Consider the following 20,952-nt stretch of genomic DNA (forward strand, 5'->3'; position numbering starts at 1 on the left):
CTCCAGCTCAGTCCAATGTAGCTGGAGCAACTACAGGTTTCATGTAATTGGGTGGGATACGCCCGACCGTGGCGCGACACCCTATCATGACGGAAACTCCAACTTGCCAAATGGCAACAATATCCGTACATGCTGCCATATGGCAGGAGACGATCAATGGCCGTTCTGACCCGTGTGGCGACCGATGCGCCGCCGTTCGTACCCGTCCCGGTGACCGAAGAGGAAGCCGCGGCGATGTTCCGCGCCGCCGTCCGGCTGTTCGCGCATTGGGACATCACCGACGAGCAGGCGGCGACGTTGCTCGACATGCCGGTGCGCAGCTATGGCCGTTGGAAAGCGGGCGATCTTGGCCGGATCGACCGCGACGGCAGGGCGCGGCTGTCGAACCTCCTTGGCATCCACAAGGCGCTTAGGATCATCTTCGAGGATGCGGCGCGCGGCTATCGCTGGATCAAGGCGCCCAACGATGCCTTCGGCGGCCGTTCGGCGCTCGAGGTCATGTTGGGCGGCGAGCTCACCGACCTGATGCGCGTGCGGCGCTATCTCGACGCAGAGCGCGGCGGCTGGTGATCGATCCGGCCAAGGTTCCGACCAGTTCCGTCAGCTGGCTGGGCGCGCGCCGGATCATCCGCAGCGTCCATCCGCCGATCGACCTGTTCGAGGACATCGCCGACCCCGCCGACTGGCCGCTACTGATCTCGGCCGAACAGAAGAGCAATCCGCGGTTGATGGAGACGCTGGGCAATATCGACCTGGTCCCGCCCAACCGGCGCGTCGGCGGTCCGGGCGCGAGCTATCTTATGGGGCCGTTCACCCATGTCAGCACCGACCGGCCGAGCCGGTTCACCAAGGGCGACTATGGGGTGCTCTACGCCGGAAACGCCTTCGAGACCGCGCTTGCCGAGACCGTGCATCACCATGCGCGGTTCATGGCGCGAACCGCCGAGCCCGAGGGCTGGACCTCGCAATTCCGCGAGATCGTGCTCGACATCGACCTGACGGCACATGACTTGCGGAAAGGTGCCGGCGCCTTCGACGCCGCGCTCGACCCGGACAGCCACGCCGCGGGCCAGGCGCTCGGCGCGGCGCTCCGCGCCGCCGGGAGCGACGGCATCGCCTATCCGAGCTGCCGTCACCGCGGTGGTGAATGCGTCGGCCTTTTCTATCCCGACCTTGCCTCGGGACCGATCCAGGGCCGCCATCTCGACTATCACTGGAACGGCGCGCGCGTCGATTTCTATCGCGACGCCAGCAATGGCGAGGTCTTCCGCATCGACGACGACCCCGTCTGACGATCACCGGCGGCCGCGCATCAGCGTGCGCCAGCCGCCGCTTGCCAACCGCCGCGATTCGCGCGCCAAGCGCCGGACGCGCGACCGCAGCGAGTCGGCGCGGTCGTTCGCTTCGGCAACGCTGCCAAACAGGACATCGGCGATTTCGCGCTGGCTAGCACCGGCGGCGAGCGCGTCATGGACGCGAAGCGCGAGCAGGTGGCGCGTCATCCGGACGTCGGGAGCGATCAGCGTCCGCAGGAACCGGCGGTGGCGCACCAGCTCGATCAGCCGGCGCAGCGGTAGCAGCTTGGGCTCGGCATCGGCGAGCCCGGCGAGGCGATAGTGGAGGGTTACGGGCACACCGGCTAGCAGGCTACCGACTTCGATATCGATACGGATATGCTGCCAGCCGTCGGAGAGCACAATGTGCTCGACACCGTCGTCATCGACCGCCGCCGACAGCCAGGGCGCCAGCCGCCCCGAGTCAATCGTGTTCGGACCCGATTCCGTAGCGGCGACGGCGACCGCAGCGATCGCGCTCGGATCGAGATCGGCATGCCAGATGATCCGGGCATCCGGGGCCGCGAGACCCGGATCCTCGGCGAAAGTGGAGCCCCCACCGGCGCGCATCGGCGCGCCTCAGCGGTCCTGCGCCCTGCGTTGCCGCGCTCGCGCGGACCTGCCACGCCACATACGCCTCGTCGCGGCGGAGCCACTCCCACATCAGGCCGGCGCGGTCGATCGCGCGAAGCCGGCGATAATTCTGTTCGTCGCGCCAATCGCTGACGCCGCCGCGCCCCATCAGCCGCTGCCACACGCGGTGGAGCGATAACGGATCAAACGGGCTGTGGCGCTGAATCGGAAGCTGTAATATGGGTGTTGCGATGCAGTCGCGTGTCGACGGCGTGAGGCCCCGACGGTGCGCTCAACCAAAGAAAGGCCGATCGCGGGACTTCGGGCGACTTGAGGCGTCGCCCGTGATCGAGACGACGCCCAATGGGCATGTTGGCGAGAGCCGAAGCCTTCTGCCGCGCGATCGATGAGACCGAAACGTCCGACGACCTGCACAGCGCGATCACCGAGATCACGGCCGAACTCGGGTTCGACTATTTCGCGCTGACCCATCATGTCGATGCCGAGCGGCCACCCGGCGCGGCGATGCGGCTGCACAATTATCCCGACAACTGGGTCGACTATTTCGACGACAACCGGCTCGCAGTTTCCGATCCGGTTCATCGCGCGAGCCATGTGACCAGCGTCGGTTTCACCTGGCGCGAGCTGCCGCGCCTGATCGCGATGACGCCTTCCGACCGGCTGATCCTGGCGCTCGCGCGCGAGGAGGGTTTGGGCGACGGCTTCACGGTGCCGGCGCATGTGCCGGGCGAAGCGCGCGGATCGTGCTCGTTTGCGTGCCCGACCGGCCAGCCGCTGCCGATGCGGATTCTTCCGCTCGCGCAGCTTGCGGGCGCGTTCGCGTTCGAGGGCGCGCGGCGGATGTGGCGGTCGAAAGCGCTGGGGCCGATGCCGCACCCGATCATCACCGACCGGCAGCGCGACTGCCTGATCTGGGCGGCGCGCGGCAAGTCCGACTGGGAGATCAGCCGGATCATCGGCATCAGTCCGGAAACGGTCGTGCGCCATATCAAGCAGGCGCGCGAGCGCTACGGGGTGGAAAAACGAACATCGCTCATCGTCCGGGCCTTGTTCGACGGAACGATCAGCTTCACCGATATCTTCCGCCGCTGATATGCCCATTTCTGGGCATATCGCTCCCGCGCATACCGTCCGATCCTTCGCGCGCAATCGACGCGATCGGAGGTTCGGAACATGCTTCACCTATTCGAAGATGGCGGGGATCCCGCCGCGGACGCGGTGCTCGCCGCGATGTTCGAGGCGCGAAAGCGCGTGTTCGTCGATCTGCTCGGCTGGGATGTGCCGGTGCTCGCCGGCCGCTTCGAGGTCGACCAGTTCGACGATCCCCACGCCCGCTATCTGGTGCTGACCGACTCCAACGGCCGGCATCTCGGATCGGCGCGACTGCTCGACACGACGCGCCCGCACATCCTCGGCGAGCTCTATCCCGAGCTGTGCGAAGACGAGGTGCCGAGCGGTCCCGGCATCGCCGAGATCACGCGCTTCTGCCTCGATCGCCGCCTGCGCGCGCGCGAACGGCTCATGGTGCGCAATCAGCTGGTGAGCGCGCTGGTCGATCATGCACTCGCCGCAGGCATCCAGCGCTACACCGGGGTCGCCGAGATGGGCTGGCTGCAGCAGATATTGAGCTTCGGCTGGATCTGCCGCCCGCTCGGCCTCCCGCAAACCATCGACGGCACGCTGCTCGGCGCGCTCGCCATAGAGATCGGCCCCGACACGCCGTCGCTGCTTGCGCGTGCCGGCATCTATCAGCCGGTCGCGACCGTGATCGGAGAGCGCCGCCATGCTGCCTGAACCGATCGAGAGAACAGCCGCCGCTCCGGTTTCGGATGCGATCGATCGCTATGCCGATCTGCTCGGCGAACAGGGCTGGTGCATCATTCACGATGCCATGCCGGTCGAGACCGTGGCCGCACTCGAAGCCGATTTCGCCCAGGCGTTCGACGAGACGCCCTTTTGCGAGGGCGGCTTTTACGGCCGCCGGACCAAGCGGTTCGGGCGACTGCTCGCACGCTCACCGCTCGCTGCCTCGTTCGTCCAGCACAAGACGATCCTCGGCGTCACCGAACGGATGCTGTCGCCGTGGTGCGATACGATCCAGCTCAACCTGACCCAGGCGATCGCGCTTCATCCCGGCGCGTTGCCGCAGTTGCCGCACCGCGACCAGGACATGTGGCGCGGCGAGATCGGCCGTACCGAATATCTGGTCAACGTGATGTGGCCGTTCACCGATTATATGGCGGATAACGGCGCGACGTTGATCTGGCCCGGCAGTCATGGCGCGCGCGCGCTCGATCCCGAGCCGAAGAGCGATCCGATCGTCGCCGCGATGCCGCCCGGCGCCGCGCTTGTGTTCCTGGGTTCGACCCTGCACGGCGCGGGCGGAAACGAGACCGCCGCAGTGCGCCGCGGGATGATCGTCAGCTACTGCCTCGGATGGCTCAAGCCCTACGAGAACCAGTGGCTCGCCTATCCGCCGCCGGTCGCGCGCGGGTTCGCGCCCGAGCTGGCGGCGCTGGTCGGCTACCGCCAGCACCGCCCCAATCTTGGCAATTACGAAGGCCGGTGCCCGTCAATCCTGCTTGGCGACGGGGACGAGGGTCCGCTCGGCGCGGTCGATGCACTGCGACCCGATCAGGCCGAGTTGGTCAAAGCCTTCGTCGACCGGCAGCGGCGGGAGGGATGAATTCGGGTCCGACCTCGGAGCGCGTCTATGGCGCGCTCAGGGAACGGATCCTGGCCAACGTCTTCGCCCCTGGCGCGCGACTCGATCCTGCGGTCCTGGCGAGCGAACTGGCGAGCAGCGTGACGCCCGTGCGCGATGCGCTGCATCTTCTTGCTGGCGAGCAGCTGGTCGAGGTCCGCCCCGGCGACGGCTTTCATCTCCCGCACCTCACCGGACCCGGCCTCGAGGACCTCTACGCGCTCAATGCCGAGATGCTGCTCCTCGCCTTGCGTCGGCGCCTGTCGTCCGCAGCCGATCTCGCTTCGCCACCGGACGTGGAGCAAAGCGACCTCGCGTCCTGGACCGCCATCCTCTTCGGATGGCTGGCCCGGCACTCGGTCAATGCCGAGCACGGCTATGTCGTGCGGGCGATGAACGACCGCCTCCACGCGGTTCGGACTGTCGAACCGAATGTCCTGCCGGGCATTCAAGATGAGCTGGAAGCGATCACAGACGCGACCGGCAGCACTGCCGCGCTTCGAAAGGAAATCGCGGCCTACCATCGGCGGCGGCGCCGCCAGGCCTTCGAAATCGTGCGCGCCTTCTACCGGTACGACCGGCCGTCAAATAATGACGATATAGAATCCGTATAAAGTTCGGATACCGCCCGCGGCTTTTTAGACTCCGGGGACCGCCGCACTGGCGCGGCGGCAAAGGAGTGCATCATGGAACGCGAAGACACCGTAATCGAGCTCGGCGCGGCAAGCGTCGAGACGCAAGGCGGCGGTCCGCTGATCGGCGACGAGGCGCTCGGCCTCGTCCCCTTTGGTCTGACCGACGACTGAGGGAAGGCGCGCAGGCGCTTCGCCTGCGCGCCGCTTCCACGGCGGATCCTCGCGGATGGCATTTGCGCTCGCTCCCGGGATCACCTTCTGCGACGCTGGGGGACGCTTCGTCTTCCTTGACGTGCCCAAAGATCGTTACTTCTGTCTTGGCGCTGACCCGGAGGAAGGTTTCCGTCGCTTTGTCGCTGGCGCGCCCCTTGCCGAAGCGGACGAAGCGCGATTGAGGACGCTCGCCGTCCAGGGCTTGCTCGTGCCTGCACCGGCGGATGTTCGACCCGAGCCTTGTCGTCCTCCCGCGTCCATCCGGATGCCATTGTTTCAGGAAAATCTGCCTGTTTCGAGGCGCAGGGTTCTTGCCGCCGCGGCATCGCTGATCCGCGCGAGGATCATGCTTCGATATCGATCGCTTCACAGCCAGATTACGTCGATCCAAGCGATGAAGGACGGCAGTCGCGGCGTGAATCAAGCGGCCGACGAGCGCCTCGTCGAGATTTCCGTCGCCTTCCGGCGCGCGGCATTGATCACCGGCTCGCTCAACCAATGTCTGGCGAACTCAATTGCCATCGTTCGTCACGCGCGATCGGCTGATCTGCGCGCGGAACTGGTGCTTGGGGTCAAGCTCCGCCCGTTTCGAGCGCATGCCTGGGTGCTAGCGAATGATGTACTGATCAGCGACGCGGCAGACACGGTGTCGCCGTTTACGCCGATCCTCGTCGTCTGATGGAAAGGCGCTACATCATCATCCTGCCAGCGCGAACAGAGAGTGAGCGATATTGGCAATCCCGCATCGCTGATCTTGCGCCATATCCCTCAGCCCTTCGCAGCATCGTCAATTCTCCCCGTCTGATCGTCCTTTCATCGGCAGACGCCTATCGCTTGGCCGGTGCGGAAGGCGTCATCCTAGGAGAGCTCATTCGCAAGGGCGGCCGTGCACCGATCCCGACGCTCGATACTGCCGAGACTGAATTGATCGCGCGCTTCGGAGCGGAAAGGCTGATCACCGGCTATTGGGGCGCCTATCTCGCAGTGATTGTATGCCAAGACGAAGTGACCGTACTTCGCGCGCCGCTCGGTGACCTTCCCGCTTATGTCTGGCATTCGCCGCACGGAATGGTGATCGGATCTGACGTAGCGCTGATAAGCGCGATCGGCGGTTTCGTGCCGAGCATCGATTGGACCGCCGTTGCCGAGCATCTGGTTGCACCCGATCTCAGGCGCGCCCGCACGTGCCTTGCTGATCTCGAGGAACTCGCGGGAGGCGCCGCCGGCACATGGCGCAATGATCGGTGGGCAGTACGTCATCTTTGGTCGCCATGGCAGTTTGTGTCTCCCGACCCCGACGCAGTCGATCCGATCGCATCGCCCGAGCAAGTCGCGCAGGCAGTTCGCCAGTCGATCGCTGCCCGGACGGCTCGGCTCGAACGCTTGATCTTGTTGCTGTCGGGCGGCCTCGACTCCTCGATCGTCGCCGCCTGCTTGGCGGATGCCGGCAGGGAGACGAACGCGCTTACCATGGTGACGCGCGACCGCGGCGGCGACGAGCGCGCCTATGCGAGAGCCATCGCTTCCCACCTGGCAATTCCGCTGACGGAGGTGACCCGTGCGGTGACCGATGTCGATATATATCGGTCGGCAGCGGCAGGATTGCCGCGGCCGTCCGAACACAGCTTCGCTCAGGCGACGAGCCGCGCCGCCGAGCTGCTATCTAACCGAACAGGCGCACAGGCAATCGTTCACGGCGGCGGCGGCGACAACGTCTTTTGTTCGGTGCAATCCGCGGCACCAGTGGCCGATCGGTTGTTGACCGCCGGACCCGACCGCCGGTTCCGAGAGATTGCGGCCGATTTGGCCACGCTATCGCAGACGAGCATCCCTCATGTTATTCAGGCGGCAGTGCGAAGAGCCTTCCGCCGGCGCCAGCATTACCGTTTTCCCGCGGATCGCTCGCTGCTTTCCCGTGAGGCGATTGCAGCCGCCCGTAATGCTTGCGAGCACCCATGGCTGGATTCGCCACGGCGGGCACTTCCGGGCTCGGCAAGCCATATTGGCCTCGTGGCTGCGGCGCAGAGCCTTGTCGAAAGCCCCGATCCGCGACCGTCGCTTGCCCGCGTTGCGCCATTGGTCACGCAACCGGTCATCGAGACTTGCGTCGCGATACCGAGCTGGAACTGGTATCTGAACGGCTGCAATCGCGCTGTTGCCCGTCAAGGCTTTCAGCGGTCGCTGCCCGCTGAGATCGCCTGGCGGCGATCGAAAGGGGCGATGGACAGCTTTGTCATCGAGATCATGGATGCGAACCGCCGTCGTTTGAACGCGATGCTCGGCGACGGGTTGCTGGTGGCGCACGGCCTGCTCGACAGGGATGCTGTGCGCGGTGTCCTCGCTGACGGGATATCGACGAGCGCTCAAGATTGCGGGCGAGTGATGCTCTTTGCCGATGTGGAAGCGTGGCTGCGCTCCTGGTCGGATAATTGATGAAGCTGTCGCCGCGCTCCCTGTCCCAACGCCCGCCAGCGTCGATATTGCGCGGCCTTTGCCGGTGCCGGATCGGTCTTGCCGTTGAGCCAGAAGTCGAACCAGTCGAGGCTGGTTTCGAACACCGCCGCGCGGTGGACCGGCTGCCATTTGATGTGGAACTCGTCGGGGAAGACCCGAACCTCGACCGGCTGCCGATGTTGGCGCAGCGCCGTGACGCTTGGAAGTGCGTAGAGGCTTTCGCTGTCGGCGAGTTGCATGAGGAGCGGCGTGTCGATCTTGCTCGCATTGAGGACGAACGACACAGGCTGCCAGAATGCCTCATCCACAGGGAATGCGGGAGGATAGCCGACCGACTGACTATAGCGTTCCCACGCCGGACCGACGAGCACTGCGCTCGATTCATCGATACAGCAGCTGCTGATAGCCGCCGCGGCGAACAGGTCGGCGTTGATCAGCGCGAAGCGCGCCGAAGTCGCGCCATCGCTGAGCCCGGTGATACCGAGCCGCGTCGGATCAGCAATGCCGCGGGCGACGAGCAGTTCGACCCCGGCTTCGATCGCCGAATGCATGTTGCGGCGTTCCGACCAGTCCTCAATATTGGCGGCCTCGATATCCCGATAGCTATCGAGATCGGGTCTGCGTGCGCCGAAAAAGTCCGGTCGTTCGATGCTCAGGACCGCGAAGCCGCGCTGGGCGAAGAGGTAGATCGGGTACTCGTTGCCCGTCCCGCCGTGGAGAAACCCGCGCGATCGATAGAGGACGACGATGGTCGGAAGCGGCACGCCCGGCTGGAAGTCGGGCGGGAGCACCAGATCGCCATAAACCTCAAAGCCGTTGGCGTTGCGCCATGTGACGCGCTCGACCGATCCTAACCGGATCGAGGCGAAAGCCGGGTTGGGCTCGAAATGGGTGGCGATCCTCCCGCGGCCTGGATCGATCGACACGATGTGCGCGGGTTTCGCCGCCGTTTCTCGGATGCAGAGCAGCCTGTAGTCAATCGGGGTACATCGTTCGAGCTGCGCATCGGTTCGCAGCACGCGCTCGGGCGCACCCCGACCGGGCGACCAACGATAGAGCGCCGTGTAGCGCTCGTTCCAGCCTTCACGCTTGAGAAACACAAGGTGGTGCCCATCACGAAGCCACCACAAGCCGACGAAGTGACCCGTGCAGGCCGACCAGGTGCAGGCTTGGGACTGGCCCGCCCGGTCAATCACATGAAGTCGCTTCGGCCCGAGCGGCGACGATCCGCTCAACATGGTCCAAGCCTTGGCAGCGCGGAGCGTTGCTGCTTGAGCCGTCGCGCCGAGCGATGCCGATGCGATCCATTTCGCTTCGCCCGCACTCGCCGCCTGCACTTGGCCGGATTTCAAGTCGATCGTCTTATAGAGTACCGGCAGCGCCGCCTTTGCGTTCGGCCGAAACCCGGTGTTCGGGGTGACCCGCTCGTCATAGAGCCAGCCGCTCGAACCTTCCGCCGTGATGGCATCTTCGACGTGGTTGCGGTCGGGCTGTATCCCAAAGCCGATGCGACCGCCGCCGGGCATCCAACGCCACGCGAGGATGTCCGCTTTCTCGTCGGTGAGCGGCCGCGCCCGACCGCCTGCCGCCGCCACCGTCCACAGTCGGGTCACGCCGTCCTCCCGCCGCAGGTAGGCGATCAATCGCCCGTCCGGCGACCAGGCTGGGACGGTCTGCTGGGGCAATCCATTGGGAATGGAGAGCCCGCGCATCACTACCTCGCTCATGATGAAATCTCCGCCCTGGTCCAGAACGCGCGGCGGGCTGGCCCCATCGAGATCGATGCGGAGCAGTGCCTGGCAATAACGGTTTGCCGCGAGATCAGCGCGCTGAACGACGAATGCGATCCGTCTCCCGTCGGGAGAAACCGAGATCGGGCTCGGCCCACCCATGGCTGGGGCTGGAGCTCTTCCGATCCCGGTGAGTTCAATCAAGTCGGCCGCGCTGAGCGAACGCGCTTCGCCCGGGGCGCCGCCGAGCGGATCCCAATGATTGCACGCTGCATGCGCCGGCGGCGCGATCAGGGCCGCCAGCGGGACCATCACCCACCAGCGCCGACGCGCGAGATGAGGCGCGCAGCTGCAGATCACCATGACTTGGCGATCCCGAAGCTGATAACGCGGCCGAGTGGCGAGTAATTGGTCGAATCATAAGGGGCATGGGTCACCGAGGTGGTGAAAATCGGAGGCGGTTCCGCGTTGAACGCGTTCGTGACCGCGAAAAGCAGGTCAAGGCCCTGAAGGCCGCGTGGCGCGGTGTCGCCGGTTCGGTAGCGGACCGTGAAATCGAACCGCCATTGGCTCGGTAAGATCGCGGCGGGTGAGACGCGCGGGTCGGCCAGTTCGCCGCTATAATTCGCGACGCCGGTCACCGCGAGACCATCGAGGCTCCACGTCGCACTGGCCCGCCCACGCCAGCGCGGCGGGTTGAAGAGGATGCCGGCGAGCGATTGATCGGCCTGGTCTTCGCTGATCTGCTGATGACTGACCAGATAGCTGGCATTGCCGCTGACCCTGATCTCGCCGTCGCCGGCGCCCAATGCCTGACGATACGAGGCAAGCAGATCAATGCCATGCGCCCATTGGCGGCCGGCGTTGACATTGCTGTTGTCGATGAACGCGATCACATTCGCGGGGTCGAACGGTGCGCCGGTGCCATTTTGAAAAAACACCCCGCTCGACAGGATGCTGTCGATCAGTTCGCGAGATGGCGATCGCGTCACTTGCGCTGCGTAGGTGGGATCGCTGAGCGACTGCGAGAGGAAGCCGATCGGGGTGACGATGCGATCGACGTAGCGGATGTCGAAATAGCTGATCTCCGCTTCGAAGCCGGGCATCACAGATGGTTGGAGGGCGGCCGTTACCGACCATGTCGTTGCCCGTTCGGGCCGTAAATCCGGATTGCCGCCCTGAATATAAAGCGCCGTCGATCCTGGTGGCGCATCGGTTTGCCCGAACGACGGCGCGCCGAGCAGGGTGAGGATCGGCGGCTGAAAGCGCTGATACAGCGTCGGTGCCCGAAAGGCGCGGCCCCAGCTCGCTTTCAAGTCGACGCCGGGGGTAGGCGTGTAGACGATCCCGAACTTGGGCGTCGCGACCGACCCGGCATCATCATAATGCTCGTAACGCACGGCCGCGCTCACATTGAGACGGTGCACGGCAGGGATAGCCATGTGGGGGGCGGCAAGCGGTACGCTGAGTTCGCCATAGGCGTAGCGGTTTGCCTGCGAACGCTCGAAGTTCAACGGGTGTCCGGCACCCCTGTCGTTTGCGAAGCGAATGTCGCGGTAGCCGATGCCAAACGCGACTTCCGCGCTTCCCGCCGGCAAAGTGAGGAGAGGGCCATCCGCAGCAAGCTCAACCGATTGAGCGCCATTGTCGTAGAAGCCCGCGGCAAGGCGCCTTGCTTGGTCGTCGGTATAACCATCGATGCTGTAGTCGACGCGGTCCTCGGCATAGCTGCCCGAAAACGCCGCATTCCAGCCGGCACCGACCTGAACCGATAGACTTGGAGCAATGGCAAAGGCGCGAGACTGGGTGATTTGCTGATTGCGGCCGAGCGCAAGATCACCGGCGGGATTGGTCGCGTATCCAGTCGTGGTCCGGCGCTTGTTGAACAGCGCATCGACCGAAAAAGTGACCGGCTCGCTGATCTGCTGATGGGCACTCAGCAGTGCATTATGATTGCGCATGGCAGGATAGAGCGTGAGACCCGGCGAGCGTAGCCTGGCATACTCGCGATCGCCCGCATCGACGGCGGTGTTCCGATTATGCTCATAGGCGGCGATGAACCCGCCGCTCGCCCAACGCGCGCCACCGGCCGCGCTATACTGCTGCTCGAAATTGCCGCCTTCGGTCGAGGTGCCGAGCCGGGCGCGGGTCTCGACGCCTTCCATGTCGCGCTTGAGGATGATGTTCGCGACGCCGCCGACGGCGTCGGAGCCGTAAATTGCCGACGCGCCGTCGGCAACGATCTCGATTCGGTCCAGCGCGCCCAGGGGAATGGTCGACACGTCCACGCTCTGGCGGGAGCTGCTATACGAGAGTCGCCTGCCGTTGAGCAGCGTAAGGGTGGCGTCGCTTCCAAGACCGCGCAGGTTGAGCGACGAACCGCCGCCCATGTCGACGCCATTGAGCGCGGGGACATTGGACCCAATACCTGGATTCTGTCCGCCAGCGAAGCTCTGCGGGATACTCCGAACCACCTCGCCGAGCGTTGTCTGACCGGCATTCCGAATATCATTCTCGTCGATGGTAATCACTGGGGACGCGATCGGTGCTCCGCGGATTCGTGATCCGGTGACGATGATCGCAGTGGCGTCATCTCCGCTCGACCAATTCTCTTGTGTGAAGTCAGCATCACGCTCCACCACAAGAGCGCGCTGAACTCGGCGATACCGTAGTCCGGATTTTTCAAGCAGCGCCGCGACGGCCTCCTCGGCGGTAAACTCGCCGATGAGTTGAGGCGCGGTGATTCCCCTCACTAGTTCAGCGGGGGCCGCGATACTGCGTTTGGAAGCGACGGCCACCGCTTGCAGAGACGTTGACAATGGTTGCGCCGGCAAATTGTAGTGGCGCCTATCGGTTTCCTGTGCCGCCACGGCGATTGGGCACAGAGCCGAAGTCAGACAAAGTGTCGAAAATGAAGCGGCCATAGCCGCACTGCGAAGAATTCCCATTCAAGCCTCCCCGGCGATGCTCTGGCGCGGCATCGCTTGGGGGGCTTGGACAACCGGGGTGCGCTCTACCCTGAAACTTTTACGTCGAAGGTTCTCGGCGCTTGGCGAGAATGATGTTGCCGGCGGGATCGCGAGAATGCGAAAGGCCGAACATGGCAGCGATCATCTGGGCGAGCTCATCGGAATCGCCGGCCCGAACCGTGCCGGTAAACCGTAACTGCCCGAGTCCGGGCTGCGCGAGCAGAATACGAATGGAACTGTAGCGGTTGGCGGTCTCGACGACCTCGCGCAGCGGCGTGTCCTCGAACGACAGCATGCCCGAAGGCCAACGCTCTTGGGCGGGTTGGAAGGGCGACGGCTGAGGAGCGGGCTCGTGCGGCGCAAGCGTCACGCGCTGTCCGGCCGCCAAAAGGGTTCCTCTTGCACTGGACGACTGCTTCGCGGTGGGCGTGTCGCGAATCTCAACCTCCCCTTCCAGCAGCGACACGGTCACACGGTCGCCAATCAGACTGACATCGAACAAGGTGCCATGGGCGACGACAGATCGACCGCGCGCATCCACGATGAACGGCCGATCCGCCTCATGCGCGACAGCGAAGCGGGCACGCCCCCGCTCGAGTGACATCCGACGCGCGTCGTCCGTGAAGGCTATCCGGAGGGAACTGCCGCTGTCGAGCGTGACTTGCGACCCGTCGGCGAGAGCGACCGTACGAATTTCACCTGCCCGTGCGACGACCGTGTAGGATCCCGAACGCTCGTCCGGCCCGAACTGCCGGTAAAAGGTAAGAGATGCCACGACGACGAGGATGATCGCAGCGGCGGCTGCGAGCGCGTAACCATATCGGGAGCGAGGACGCTGCCGATGCCGCATCGCCGCCGCCGGGGTCTGCTCGGCGAGGGCAGTCTTCTCCCAAGTAGCGAGCACGTCGTCATAGATGTCGGCATGCAGCGGCTCGGCAGAATACCAGCGCTCGAATTCAGCATGATGCTCCTCGCTGCCTGAAGAGCGGAGGCGATTTAGCCATCCGAGTGCTTCCTCGCGCACGCGGTCAGTCTCGCGGGCGCCTCGGTGAGGATCAGACATCAGCGCGTTCTCAGTGCGCGGTCGAGAAATGCGATCGCCTTGCTCATGTGCCACTCGACGCTCTTTAACCGCAAACCCGTTCGATTGGCGATTTCCTTGTAACTGAGACCGTCGACACGATGGGCGAGGAAGATTTCGCGCGTTTTCGGGCTCAGCCGCATCAGCGCTTGCTGCAGCCGGTTCAGAGTATCACGCGCCTCGAGAGCGGCAACCGTATCGCTGCCCGCGAGCGGGACATCGTCAATCGGCACTTGCCGCGCCAGCGATCGCTGCAACGCGGACTTGGCGCGATTGCGCAGCAGGTTGGCCGCGATCTGATTGAGATAGGCTTCGGGTTGCTCGATCGGTTTGGAACTCATCAAGTCGGCTTTGGCGAGGCGGGCGAAGCTTTCCTGCACCAGATCGTTTGCATCTTGGCTGTCGCTCCTTCGGGCAAAAAAACGATGAAGCCTCGATGCCTGCGCCCGGTATAGATCGTCGAGCGCCACCGTAGTGGGCCGATCCTCGGGAGGCAGCGGATCGTCATCGCGGATCGGCGCTGCAAAGGATGCGGTGCGGATCAAACGCACGGCATGGCCAAGGGCGGCGTCATCCACCTCAAAGACTTTCGTTGCTGGGTACGCCATTCCCGCATGCTCGGCTCACCTCAGATCAGTCGAGGCGTCCGGCGTAAGCCGGGTGTTGAGAACATGCTTGAGGGCATGCGCCGACGCCTTTAGCCGCAAGCGGCCTGGACAGACGCGCCGGCCACCCGGCCGATCGGCGGTGTTTCAGTCTCAAGCGAGGTTCTCAAGCCTCGGCGCCGCAGCCGCGGCGCACAGCCCAGACTAGAGCCCGGGTCGTGATTATCAAGTCTGCGGATCCCGGTCGCAACAATGACTCGGTTGAACCGATCTTTGTTCGCCTTCGCGCAATCTCCTCCGGCGAGTACTATGTCCGCAATGCGCCCCAATATCGGTCATCCCGGCGCAAACGACTGATCCTGAAAGCTGCCGATCTTCAGGTCACTGCGCCGACGCTACCGCTCGAGTGCAGCGCGCTCGGTCGCATCACGCGCAAAGTTGAGGTCTTCAATCGCCTCAACTGCTTCAACTCTAGTTGCGACATACTGTTGCGGAAGCCCATGCTCGCTCGCCCCCGCCAGGACGAGATCCCGATACCACGAATACGGCTTTAACATCTCGTCGATGTGGTGCGGATGGGCGGTGTACGTCAGAACTTTCCACGATCGGCCTTCAACGTTATGCACCGTAACAATCGCGTCATTATACCCCGCCCCTAAACCTTCGAAGCGATCAAGGGCCTGACGGTCGCTGGCATTGAAGCTGAAGACCACGCCGTAGATGCCGCCTCCGCCTTCGATGTGGAAGGCATCGCATTTGCCGGAACCGTCTTTACTTCGCTTGTGAAAGCGCAACTCGTGGTCTGGCAGCAAGGCAATGCCGATCGGCTTGCAGCTCGGGACCCTTGCGCGCAGGCGCGCGGTCAACATGTTGGACCCGTAAGCGAAGTATAAGATTTCGCCGTTCGTCTGCGCTAGCCCAACGGTCATGCGGATGTCTCGCCGCCCGACATTCCAAGCAGCCGGACGCTGAGCTCGCGCAGGTCGTTGATGTGGGCGGCCGCACCCCAGTTTTTGAAATCGTTCTCGGTCTGCTTCGTTATTGCGTAGGCGCGATTGGCTTTCGCGAGCGCGCGGAGCGACCCGGAAAAGCGTTGTAGGTCGCCAGTCGGAACCAGCGAGTCTACGTAATCCGCAAGCGCCACAACGCCCTCGATCGCGAGTGGCACGCCATCAACGTTGAACTCCTTCGTGGCCTGGTCGAAATCGGCGAGGGACTGCATCCAACCTTTCACCACCTCGTCACGCATGCTGCCGGCGTCTTCCGCCACGCCTCCCGCGAGGTAGGTGGCAAGGAGGAAAAGGCGGCCCGGGTGCTGGTCTAGCCAGCGGTCAATCAGGGGAACCGACACCTCGGTCGGCGAACGTCCAATCGCGCGCGCTTCCGCCGTCACAAACCTCGTTCTGCAAAGCCCTGAGCTCGGCGACGTTGATAGGCCACCAGCGCCTGAACTCTTGGGCGCGGTAGTATCCGATGACGTCCACCACCCACGACCGGTCGCCTACCTCCCGCTTGCGGAACTGGACGGAGCAGAAAGACGCGAAGTTCTCTTCACTGCCGTTGGTCACGAAGTCGCGCATTGGATCGATGAGGACTGCGAGCGCCCGGCTCGTCGCACCCTCGGCCAACAATGACTTTATGCGGGCTATCTGATCCAGTTTTCCCGCATATCGGTGCAGCCGGCTACCATGATGGTATGGCACGCGGGCTTCTAGCCGTGAGTGCTCGAGTTGCCACCAGCCGGCGAGTTCGGCGAACCAGCCAGCCCATTCCCCGGCCTTCAGCGCGTCCGGGGCTGGATAGCCGGTTGGCATGGTGCCGACGCTATCAGGCGGTAGGTCGAGATCGACGATGAGGGTTCCGCCCTTGGCTTCGGCCTGCGCCGCGGCACAGGCTCGCTCATACACGTCGTCGAGCACCGTGCCGTGCACGACGGTTGAACCGCCCCCGGCATCCATGCTCCGCCATAGCGAGATGGGATCATCAACGACGTCCCTCAAATCCAGGCCGCCCCGTCCAATCGCGTATCGCGTCAAGGCCACCTCGGGGGTCCACGGCAGCCCGTCGAGCTGCAACGTGCGCACGGCGTCGGCCTCGTTGCTCCCGTCGAACGTCGCGCCCGACACTACGAGCACTCGCCGCCGGTCACCTCCCATCTCGTCGTCCAGAAACTCGCGACGCGCGGCGTGCTGATGTTTGTGCCCGTGTAGGACGACATCGATCCTGCGCTCAGCCAGAGCGGCACGAATGAGTTCGATGTTCGTGAAGTCCGCGAAGGGTTTCAATTCTTCGCGGAACGACGGCGTTCGCAGGTGGTGATGGATCGTAGCGATGCGCACCTGCGCGCCATCAGACGCGGTCGGAGTCCCGTCCACGATGCGCCGGAATACCTCGAGTTGGTCCTCGGACACGCGGGCCATGTCGAAGCGGATAAGTGAATTCAGCTGATCATTTAGTTCGGCGGCCAGCTTATCGTCGCCGGGCGCAAGCAGCTCACCAATCTTTTCCCAAACCCCCTCAAGCGGCGGCTTCAACGTCTGTATTGTGTGCGACCAGTTGGCGCTGTTGATCGGGAAGATCGCCCAACGACGGTCATCGGCCAACAATCGGTGCTTGGCCGTGTTGATCGTGGACTTGTCGTCGATCCCGTCCAGCCAAGGCGTGACGCAGCCCGTCTCGCGCCAAGCCATGATGAAGGCCTCGTATCGCTCGGCGCTACCCGGCGGCGTGCCACGCGGGACGTCATGGTTGCCCGGCGTCGCCACAATCTTGCCGGGCGCGATGCCCACGGGTCCGAGCGACTTCAGTAATATATCCAGCAGCGCCTTGTGTCCGCCCAAGTCGCCGCGCTCGGCAGCGTCGCCCGAAAAGATCACCGCGTCGAGGTTCCGCCCATTCTCCAACAGCCGCTCGGCGACGCGCGCCAGCAGCAACTCCAGCGTCCCTTCCCGCGTGGCTTGGGAAATGCCCGGAATGACGACCTTGTGGTCGTCGCGCTTCACGGCGACGCCGTGGCCGGTGACGTGGGCGTCGGTGACATGCAGGAAGATCGGAGACGTCATGCGCCCTACATAGCCTGCGGCCGCGCCCGCTCCTACGCCAGATCGACCCACATCCACACCACTAGTGCACACAACCCTCGCCGCTTGCACATCTCATGATTTCATGATTTATAGGTGTCATGGTTTCAGTAAAGACTCTGCCGGTGGACGAAAACCTGCAGGTCCAGGTGCCTACTGAAACGAAGCAAGCGCTCGAGCGCCGGGCCGTCGACGACCGGGTTCCAATGCGCGTCGTCGTCCTGCGCGCGTTGTCGACCTACGGGATCGCGGTCCCCCAGGAGGCGATCCGGGACCGGCGGAAGACCAGCGCATGACTGACTTCCAAGCCCTGACCCTGGATGGATACGCCACGCAGGCCGCGCTGACCGACCAGCGGCGCGGGTCCAGCGCCCTGAGCTTCGCGCTCCTCGGACTCTTCGGCGAAACGGGTAGTCTGCTGACTGAGCTGAAGAAGAAGCAGCGCGACCAGACGACCTATCTCGGCTACGCCGATGCAGTCGTCGAGGAACTCGGCGACGTCCTCTGGTATCTCTCGTCCCTGTGCCGCCGGAGCAGGATCGCGCTCAGCGCGGTGGCGGGCGCTGCGATGGCCGCCGATGGGTCCAAGGCGCAGCCCGATCCGACGCTGACCTTCCACGCACTTCAGCCGGCGGTCATGCCGCTGGCGCGCGAACCGACCGCCTCTTTCGAACGGACCCTGCTCCAGCTGGCCATTCGGGTCGGCGAACTCGTCCGGCAATACGAGGCCGTGGCACCGCACAAGCGTAAAGCGCGGCTGCACTCGCTCACCGAGGTGATGCGGTGCCTGATCCGCGCGGCCACCGAGGCGGGCGTGACGCTCGAAGCCGCGGCTGTGAAGAACCTCCACAAGATATTCGACAGATGGCCACGCGAGCGAACTTATCCCGCTCCCTTCGACGAGGGACTGGCGGCCGAGGAGACGCTGCCGCGCGCCATGACCATCGACGTGGTGGAGCGCGTCATCGACGGCCAGGCGTTCGTCTTCCAGCGGTCGAACGGGGTCAATGTCGGGGACCGCCTGACCGACAACGCCGCCGTTCCGGACGACTACCGGTTCCACGACGTCTTCCACTACGCCTACGTCGCCGTGCTTGGCTGGTCCCCGGTGACGCGATCGCTGCTGCGGCTGAAGAGAAAGAGCCTCCCGTCGGTCGACGAGGCCGAGGACGGCGCGCGCGCGATGCTCATCGAGGAGGGGGTCACGACCTGGCTGTTCGGCCAGGCGCAGCAGCTCCGCTTCTTCGAGGGCATGCGGCCGGGTCAGCTGCCACTGGACCTGCTCAAGGACGTGCGCGAGTTCGTGGCCGGGTACGAGGTCGAGCGCTGTCCCCTGTGGCTGTGGGAAGAGGCGATCCTGCAGGGATACGCGGCGTTCCGGTTCCTCAGCGAGAAACGCCTGGCCCGTATCACCATCGACTTCAAGCACCGGCGCCTACGTGTCAGGGAGATCGCGTCATGACCCCGTCCATCTTCGTAGAGACGCTGTCGAGCATGCGGCTCCCGAACGTCTTCAATCCGTGGGCGGATCGCTGCGCGATCCATGACCGCAGCGACGCCGCGAGGACGCGCCGAGCCAACCTCCTCGCCATGATCGAGGCAGCGCTGGACGAGCGCGTCGAGACCATGTGGATAGCGCGGGACCTGGGCTACCGCGGCGGCCGCCGCACCGGGGTTCCGCTAACCGACGAGGTCCACCTAGACGACGCGGGCCAGCTTCTCGGCGGCGTGGAGCTGGAACGGGCGACCACCGGACCGATCGTCGCCGAGCGGACGGCCGCAGTCGTCTGGCAGGTGCTGACCGACATCGGCCTGCCCGTCATGCTGTGGAACGTCTTCCCCTTCCATCCGCACGAACGCGACGATCCGATGTCGAACCGCTGCCACACGCGGTCCGAACGCGAGGCGACCTGGCCGATTCTGCAGGCGCTGATCGAGATGGTCAGGCCGAAGACCGTGGTTGCGATTGGCCGCGACGCGCACATGGCTCTCGCCGAGCTGACCGTCCCCGTCATATGCGTCCGGCATCCGAGCTACGGCGGGCAGCGAGAGTTTATCGACGGGATGCACGACCACTACCGCGTCGCACGCAGGGGCAGGACCCGCGGCCAGCTGGAGCTTGACGTCGCCTAGGCGGCCGCAACGGCCGGGGCCTCGATATCGTCGACGCGCGCGAGGAGGGCCTTCAGTTCCGCCCGCGTTGACGGCAGGTCGATCTCGGCGTGCGTCGATACGATCGTCAGCGGCCCAACGCCCAGCTTGGTCTCCTTGGCTAGGAACGACATCAGCCTGCCGAGGCCGATCAGATTGCCCAGCAGCTTCCTGACGTAGAAGTGGTTGCGGTAGAACGCCGTCATCGCGATGCGCCGACGGTCTGCGGGCCCGATCAGCTTCAAGCTGGCGAAGCTCAGGCACTGGCCGCCGTAGGGTGACCGGTCCACGTCGCGCGTCGGATCGAAGATGCTCAGCTCGAATTTGTTCAGCGCTCGGACTGCAGGGTCGTTGATCCGGTCGATGATCCGCTGGAGCTGGTTCTCGAAGCCGCCGCCGGGCTTGGGAAAGTGCATCATTCGCTCGAAATAGTATCCGGACCAGGACTCCTTCAGGCTCACCCGGGGAAGCACATTGTCCTCGAAGCGCTTGAAGAACAGCGGTGCGCCGTGGAGGTTATAGAGCGCCTCGGGGAAGATGGTGTTGGCGACGGTCTCGATGCCCTTCTCGCCCTCTCCACGCAGATACGAGTCAACAGCGGCGACCACGGGATCGGAAAGTCGGGAGCGCGCCGCCGGGTCAGCTACGTCGATGATCACGTTGTGGAACTCATGTCCTGGCTTGGCATCCACGGCCGCAAGTGCTGCGCGCCACGCTGACACGCAGTCCGGCGCTGGTTCAATCGGCAGATACATCCTCTACTCCCAATAGGCCGAACGCCGCGAAGAGACGCGCGGCCAAAAAATCACGGTCTAACCAAGCGGAGCCATCCGCTCCCCATCCCGTCCCCCAGCTGTTCCTAACGCGTACCGCGCTCCGACCGTCGACAACGCCGTGCGCGGTCGCCACCACCGCGTGACGAACCGCCGGATCGGGAAGCTCGTCCGCGGCGGCCCTGACGACTCCGTCCGAATCCGGCAGGTAGAACGAGCGCGACAGCGTCATCAGCATGACGGCTGGCCGCCCAGATTCGAGCAGGGCGACGACCGCATCGACATCCGCTGTCGTGGTCTCGCCAACAGCACGAAATACGGTGGGCGACCCCGCCGGTGGCGTCCAAGGCTCGACCACCATTTGTTGATAGGGCCATTCCGACTCAACGGGCTGACCGTCGTGTCGGAGGGCCTCCAACATGGAGCCCAGCGTCGCGCCATCGAAATGAGAACGTCCGGAGCGGGCCTGAGCGCTGTGGTAGATCCATTCGCACGACAGCGGCTCCCAAGGCCCTAGCGTCGCCGCATGGCAGTCGCTTGACGCGAACGCGAGGCAGGTCGGCCGAGCGCCCTGGTCACGAGCGCCGCCGAACGCCGACGCCAAATCCCTGCTCACGACGATCGACACG

The 20,952-nt window shown here is 64.6% G+C and carries 22 protein-coding genes and 1 pseudogene; 12 read left to right on the top strand and 11 right to left on the bottom strand.

The annotated features are described in order from the left end of the window. The first annotated feature begins 234 nt into the window (after positions 1–234). Both H7V21_RS11675 and H7V21_RS11680 read left to right on the top strand, forming a co-directional pair. Positions 235–570 (top strand): antitoxin Xre/MbcA/ParS toxin-binding domain-containing protein, encoded by a 336-nt coding sequence (locus H7V21_RS11675; protein WP_223177075.1) that lies wholly within the window; start codon positions 235–237, stop codon positions 568–570. Then, on the top strand, positions 567–1,292 hold the full coding sequence (locus tag H7V21_RS11680; protein ID WP_188053915.1) for an RES family NAD+ phosphorylase: 726 nt from the start codon (positions 567–569) through the stop codon (positions 1,290–1,292). The genes H7V21_RS11675 and H7V21_RS11680 overlap by 4 nt, the downstream gene beginning before the upstream one ends. Positions 1,293–1,295: 3 nt before the next feature. Here H7V21_RS11680 and H7V21_RS11685 read toward each other — a convergent pair whose 3' ends face one another. After that, entirely contained in the window at positions 1,296–1,904 is a 609-nt protein-coding gene (locus tag H7V21_RS11685) for a DUF2285 domain-containing protein (RefSeq protein ID WP_188053916.1), read from the bottom strand. Between the two features lie 31 nt (positions 1,905–1,935). Next, positions 1,936–2,076: pseudogene (locus tag H7V21_RS16040) on the bottom strand (transcriptional regulator domain-containing protein); the annotation flags it as partial. A 200-nt stretch (positions 2,077–2,276) separates the two neighbouring features. Between H7V21_RS16040 and H7V21_RS11690 the strand changes: the two are divergent. From H7V21_RS11690 to H7V21_RS11720, 7 genes are all read left to right on the top strand, one after another. Then, positions 2,277–3,020, top strand: coding sequence for a helix-turn-helix transcriptional regulator (locus H7V21_RS11690; RefSeq protein ID WP_262503851.1), 744 nt, complete (start codon positions 2,277–2,279; stop codon positions 3,018–3,020). An 81-nt stretch (positions 3,021–3,101) separates the two neighbouring features. After that, positions 3,102–3,722 (top strand): acyl-homoserine-lactone synthase, encoded by a 621-nt coding sequence (locus tag H7V21_RS11695; RefSeq protein ID WP_188053918.1) that lies wholly within the window; start codon positions 3,102–3,104, stop codon positions 3,720–3,722. Beyond that, complete coding sequence (locus H7V21_RS11700; protein WP_188053919.1) at positions 3,712–4,614, top strand: phytanoyl-CoA dioxygenase family protein; 903 nt, start codon at positions 3,712–3,714, stop codon at positions 4,612–4,614. Before H7V21_RS11695 ends, H7V21_RS11700 begins: the two co-directional genes overlap by 11 nt. Next, positions 4,611–5,246 (top strand): GntR family transcriptional regulator, encoded by a 636-nt coding sequence (locus tag H7V21_RS11705; protein ID WP_188053920.1) that lies wholly within the window; start codon positions 4,611–4,613, stop codon positions 5,244–5,246. The genes H7V21_RS11700 and H7V21_RS11705 overlap by 4 nt, the downstream gene beginning before the upstream one ends. Positions 5,247–5,318: 72 nt before the next feature. Next, positions 5,319–5,438, top strand: a complete 120-nt coding sequence (locus tag H7V21_RS11710; protein WP_188053921.1) for a benenodin family lasso peptide — start codon at positions 5,319–5,321, stop codon at positions 5,436–5,438. A gap of 55 nt (positions 5,439–5,493) precedes the next feature. Then, complete coding sequence (locus tag H7V21_RS11715; RefSeq protein ID WP_188053922.1) at positions 5,494–6,159, top strand: lasso peptide biosynthesis B2 protein; 666 nt, start codon at positions 5,494–5,496, stop codon at positions 6,157–6,159. Then, complete coding sequence (locus tag H7V21_RS11720) at positions 6,159–7,913, top strand: asparagine synthetase B family protein (protein WP_188053923.1); 1,755 nt, start codon at positions 6,159–6,161, stop codon at positions 7,911–7,913. Before H7V21_RS11715 ends, H7V21_RS11720 begins: the two co-directional genes overlap by 1 nt. Here the strand turns inward: H7V21_RS11720 and H7V21_RS11725 are convergent. The 7 genes from H7V21_RS11725 to H7V21_RS11755 form a co-directional block, all read right to left on the bottom strand. Continuing rightward, on the bottom strand, positions 7,844–10,027 hold the full coding sequence (locus tag H7V21_RS11725) for an Atxe2 family lasso peptide isopeptidase (protein ID WP_188053924.1): 2,184 nt from the start codon (positions 10,025–10,027) through the stop codon (positions 7,844–7,846). The genes H7V21_RS11720 and H7V21_RS11725 overlap by 70 nt on opposite strands. Beyond that, the gene (locus tag H7V21_RS11730) at positions 10,021–12,534 is read right to left on the bottom strand and encodes a TonB-dependent receptor (protein ID WP_188053925.1); all 2,514 of its coding nucleotides are present in this window, start codon (positions 12,532–12,534) and stop codon (positions 10,021–10,023) included. Before H7V21_RS11730 ends, H7V21_RS11725 begins: the two co-directional genes overlap by 7 nt. 157 nt (positions 12,535–12,691) lie before the next feature. After that, positions 12,692–13,657: a FecR family protein gene (locus tag H7V21_RS11735; protein ID WP_188053926.1), complete on the bottom strand. Its 966-nt coding sequence runs from the start codon at positions 13,655–13,657 to the stop codon at positions 12,692–12,694. Between the two features lie 38 nt (positions 13,658–13,695). Beyond that, positions 13,696–14,292, bottom strand: a complete 597-nt coding sequence (locus tag H7V21_RS11740; protein ID WP_262503852.1) for an RNA polymerase sigma factor — start codon at positions 14,290–14,292, stop codon at positions 13,696–13,698. A 422-nt stretch (positions 14,293–14,714) separates the two neighbouring features. Beyond that, the gene (locus tag H7V21_RS11745) at positions 14,715–15,188 is read right to left on the bottom strand and encodes a gamma-glutamylcyclotransferase family protein (protein WP_262503853.1); all 474 of its coding nucleotides are present in this window, start codon (positions 15,186–15,188) and stop codon (positions 14,715–14,717) included. Between the two features lie 56 nt (positions 15,189–15,244). Next, positions 15,245–15,589 carry a hypothetical protein gene (locus H7V21_RS11750; protein ID WP_188053929.1) on the bottom strand — a complete coding sequence of 115 codons (345 nt, stop codon included), beginning with the start codon at positions 15,587–15,589 and terminating at the stop codon, positions 15,245–15,247. Positions 15,590–15,650: 61 nt separating this feature from the next. After that, on the bottom strand, positions 15,651–17,381 hold the full coding sequence (locus H7V21_RS11755; protein WP_188053930.1) for a metallophosphoesterase: 1,731 nt from the start codon (positions 17,379–17,381) through the stop codon (positions 15,651–15,653). A 119-nt stretch (positions 17,382–17,500) separates the two neighbouring features. Between H7V21_RS11755 and H7V21_RS11760 the strand changes: the two genes are divergently transcribed. Genes H7V21_RS11760 through H7V21_RS11770 form a run of 3 tightly spaced genes read left to right on the top strand, consistent with a single transcriptional unit; the run spans position 17,501 to position 19,532 of the window. Continuing rightward, the gene (locus H7V21_RS11760; RefSeq protein ID WP_188053931.1) at positions 17,501–17,695 is read left to right on the top strand and encodes a hypothetical protein; all 195 of its coding nucleotides are present in this window, start codon (positions 17,501–17,503) and stop codon (positions 17,693–17,695) included. Continuing rightward, on the top strand, positions 17,692–18,861 hold the full coding sequence (locus H7V21_RS11765) for a nucleoside triphosphate pyrophosphohydrolase family protein (protein ID WP_188053932.1): 1,170 nt from the start codon (positions 17,692–17,694) through the stop codon (positions 18,859–18,861). Before H7V21_RS11760 ends, H7V21_RS11765 begins: the two co-directional genes overlap by 4 nt. Continuing rightward, positions 18,858–19,532 carry a uracil-DNA glycosylase gene (locus H7V21_RS11770; RefSeq protein ID WP_188053933.1) on the top strand — a complete coding sequence of 225 codons (675 nt, stop codon included), beginning with the start codon at positions 18,858–18,860 and terminating at the stop codon, positions 19,530–19,532. The genes H7V21_RS11765 and H7V21_RS11770 overlap by 4 nt, the downstream gene beginning before the upstream one ends. On the opposite strand, the gene H7V21_RS11775 is transcribed toward H7V21_RS11770, so the two are convergent. After that, positions 19,529–20,305 carry a hypothetical protein gene (locus tag H7V21_RS11775; protein ID WP_188053934.1) on the bottom strand — a complete coding sequence of 259 codons (777 nt, stop codon included), beginning with the start codon at positions 20,303–20,305 and terminating at the stop codon, positions 19,529–19,531. The genes H7V21_RS11770 and H7V21_RS11775 overlap by 4 nt on opposite strands. Next, positions 20,289–20,951 (bottom strand): C1 family peptidase, encoded by a 663-nt coding sequence (locus tag H7V21_RS11780; protein WP_262503854.1) that lies wholly within the window; start codon positions 20,949–20,951, stop codon positions 20,289–20,291. The genes H7V21_RS11775 and H7V21_RS11780 overlap by 17 nt, the downstream gene beginning before the upstream one ends. Between the last annotated feature and the right edge of the window lies 1 nt (position 20,952).

This window comes from Sphingosinithalassobacter sp. CS137 (genome assembly GCF_014334115.1).
Taxonomy (GTDB): domain Bacteria; phylum Pseudomonadota; class Alphaproteobacteria; order Sphingomonadales; family Sphingomonadaceae; genus Sphingomonas.

What these genes read in the sequence shown, in the direction of transcription:
- H7V21_RS11675 (WP_223177075.1), top strand. Translation starts at nt 235, where the DNA reads ATGTTCCGCGCCGCCGTCCGGCTGTTCGCGCATTGGGACATCACCGAC.
- H7V21_RS11685 (WP_188053916.1), bottom strand. Translation starts at nt 1,904, where the DNA reads ATGCGCGCCGGTGGGGGCTCCACTTTCGCCGAGGATCCGGGTCTCGCG.
- H7V21_RS11690 (WP_262503851.1), top strand. Translation starts at nt 2,277, where the DNA reads ATGTTGGCGAGAGCCGAAGCCTTCTGCCGCGCGATCGATGAGACCGAA.
- H7V21_RS11695 (WP_188053918.1), top strand. Translation starts at nt 3,102, where the DNA reads ATGCTTCACCTATTCGAAGATGGCGGGGATCCCGCCGCGGACGCGGTG.
- H7V21_RS11700 (WP_188053919.1), top strand. Translation starts at nt 3,712, where the DNA reads ATGCTGCCTGAACCGATCGAGAGAACAGCCGCCGCTCCGGTTTCGGAT.
- H7V21_RS11705 (WP_188053920.1), top strand. Translation starts at nt 4,611, where the DNA reads ATGAATTCGGGTCCGACCTCGGAGCGCGTCTATGGCGCGCTCAGGGAA.
- H7V21_RS11710 (WP_188053921.1), top strand. Translation starts at nt 5,319, where the DNA reads ATGGAACGCGAAGACACCGTAATCGAGCTCGGCGCGGCAAGCGTCGAG.
- H7V21_RS11715 (WP_188053922.1), top strand. Translation starts at nt 5,494, where the DNA reads ATGGCATTTGCGCTCGCTCCCGGGATCACCTTCTGCGACGCTGGGGGA.
- H7V21_RS11720 (WP_188053923.1), top strand. Translation starts at nt 6,159, where the DNA reads ATGGAAAGGCGCTACATCATCATCCTGCCAGCGCGAACAGAGAGTGAG.
- H7V21_RS11725 (WP_188053924.1), bottom strand. Translation starts at nt 10,027, where the DNA reads ATGGTGATCTGCAGCTGCGCGCCTCATCTCGCGCGTCGGCGCTGGTGG.
- H7V21_RS11745 (WP_262503853.1), bottom strand. Translation starts at nt 15,188, where the DNA reads ATGTTGACCGCGCGCCTGCGCGCAAGGGTCCCGAGCTGCAAGCCGATC.
- H7V21_RS11755 (WP_188053930.1), bottom strand. Translation starts at nt 17,381, where the DNA reads ATGACGTCTCCGATCTTCCTGCATGTCACCGACGCCCACGTCACCGGC.
- H7V21_RS11760 (WP_188053931.1), top strand. Translation starts at nt 17,501, where the DNA reads ATGGTTTCAGTAAAGACTCTGCCGGTGGACGAAAACCTGCAGGTCCAG.
- H7V21_RS11765 (WP_188053932.1), top strand. Translation starts at nt 17,692, where the DNA reads ATGACTGACTTCCAAGCCCTGACCCTGGATGGATACGCCACGCAGGCC.
- H7V21_RS11770 (WP_188053933.1), top strand. Translation starts at nt 18,858, where the DNA reads ATGACCCCGTCCATCTTCGTAGAGACGCTGTCGAGCATGCGGCTCCCG.
- H7V21_RS11775 (WP_188053934.1), bottom strand. Translation starts at nt 20,305, where the DNA reads ATGTATCTGCCGATTGAACCAGCGCCGGACTGCGTGTCAGCGTGGCGC.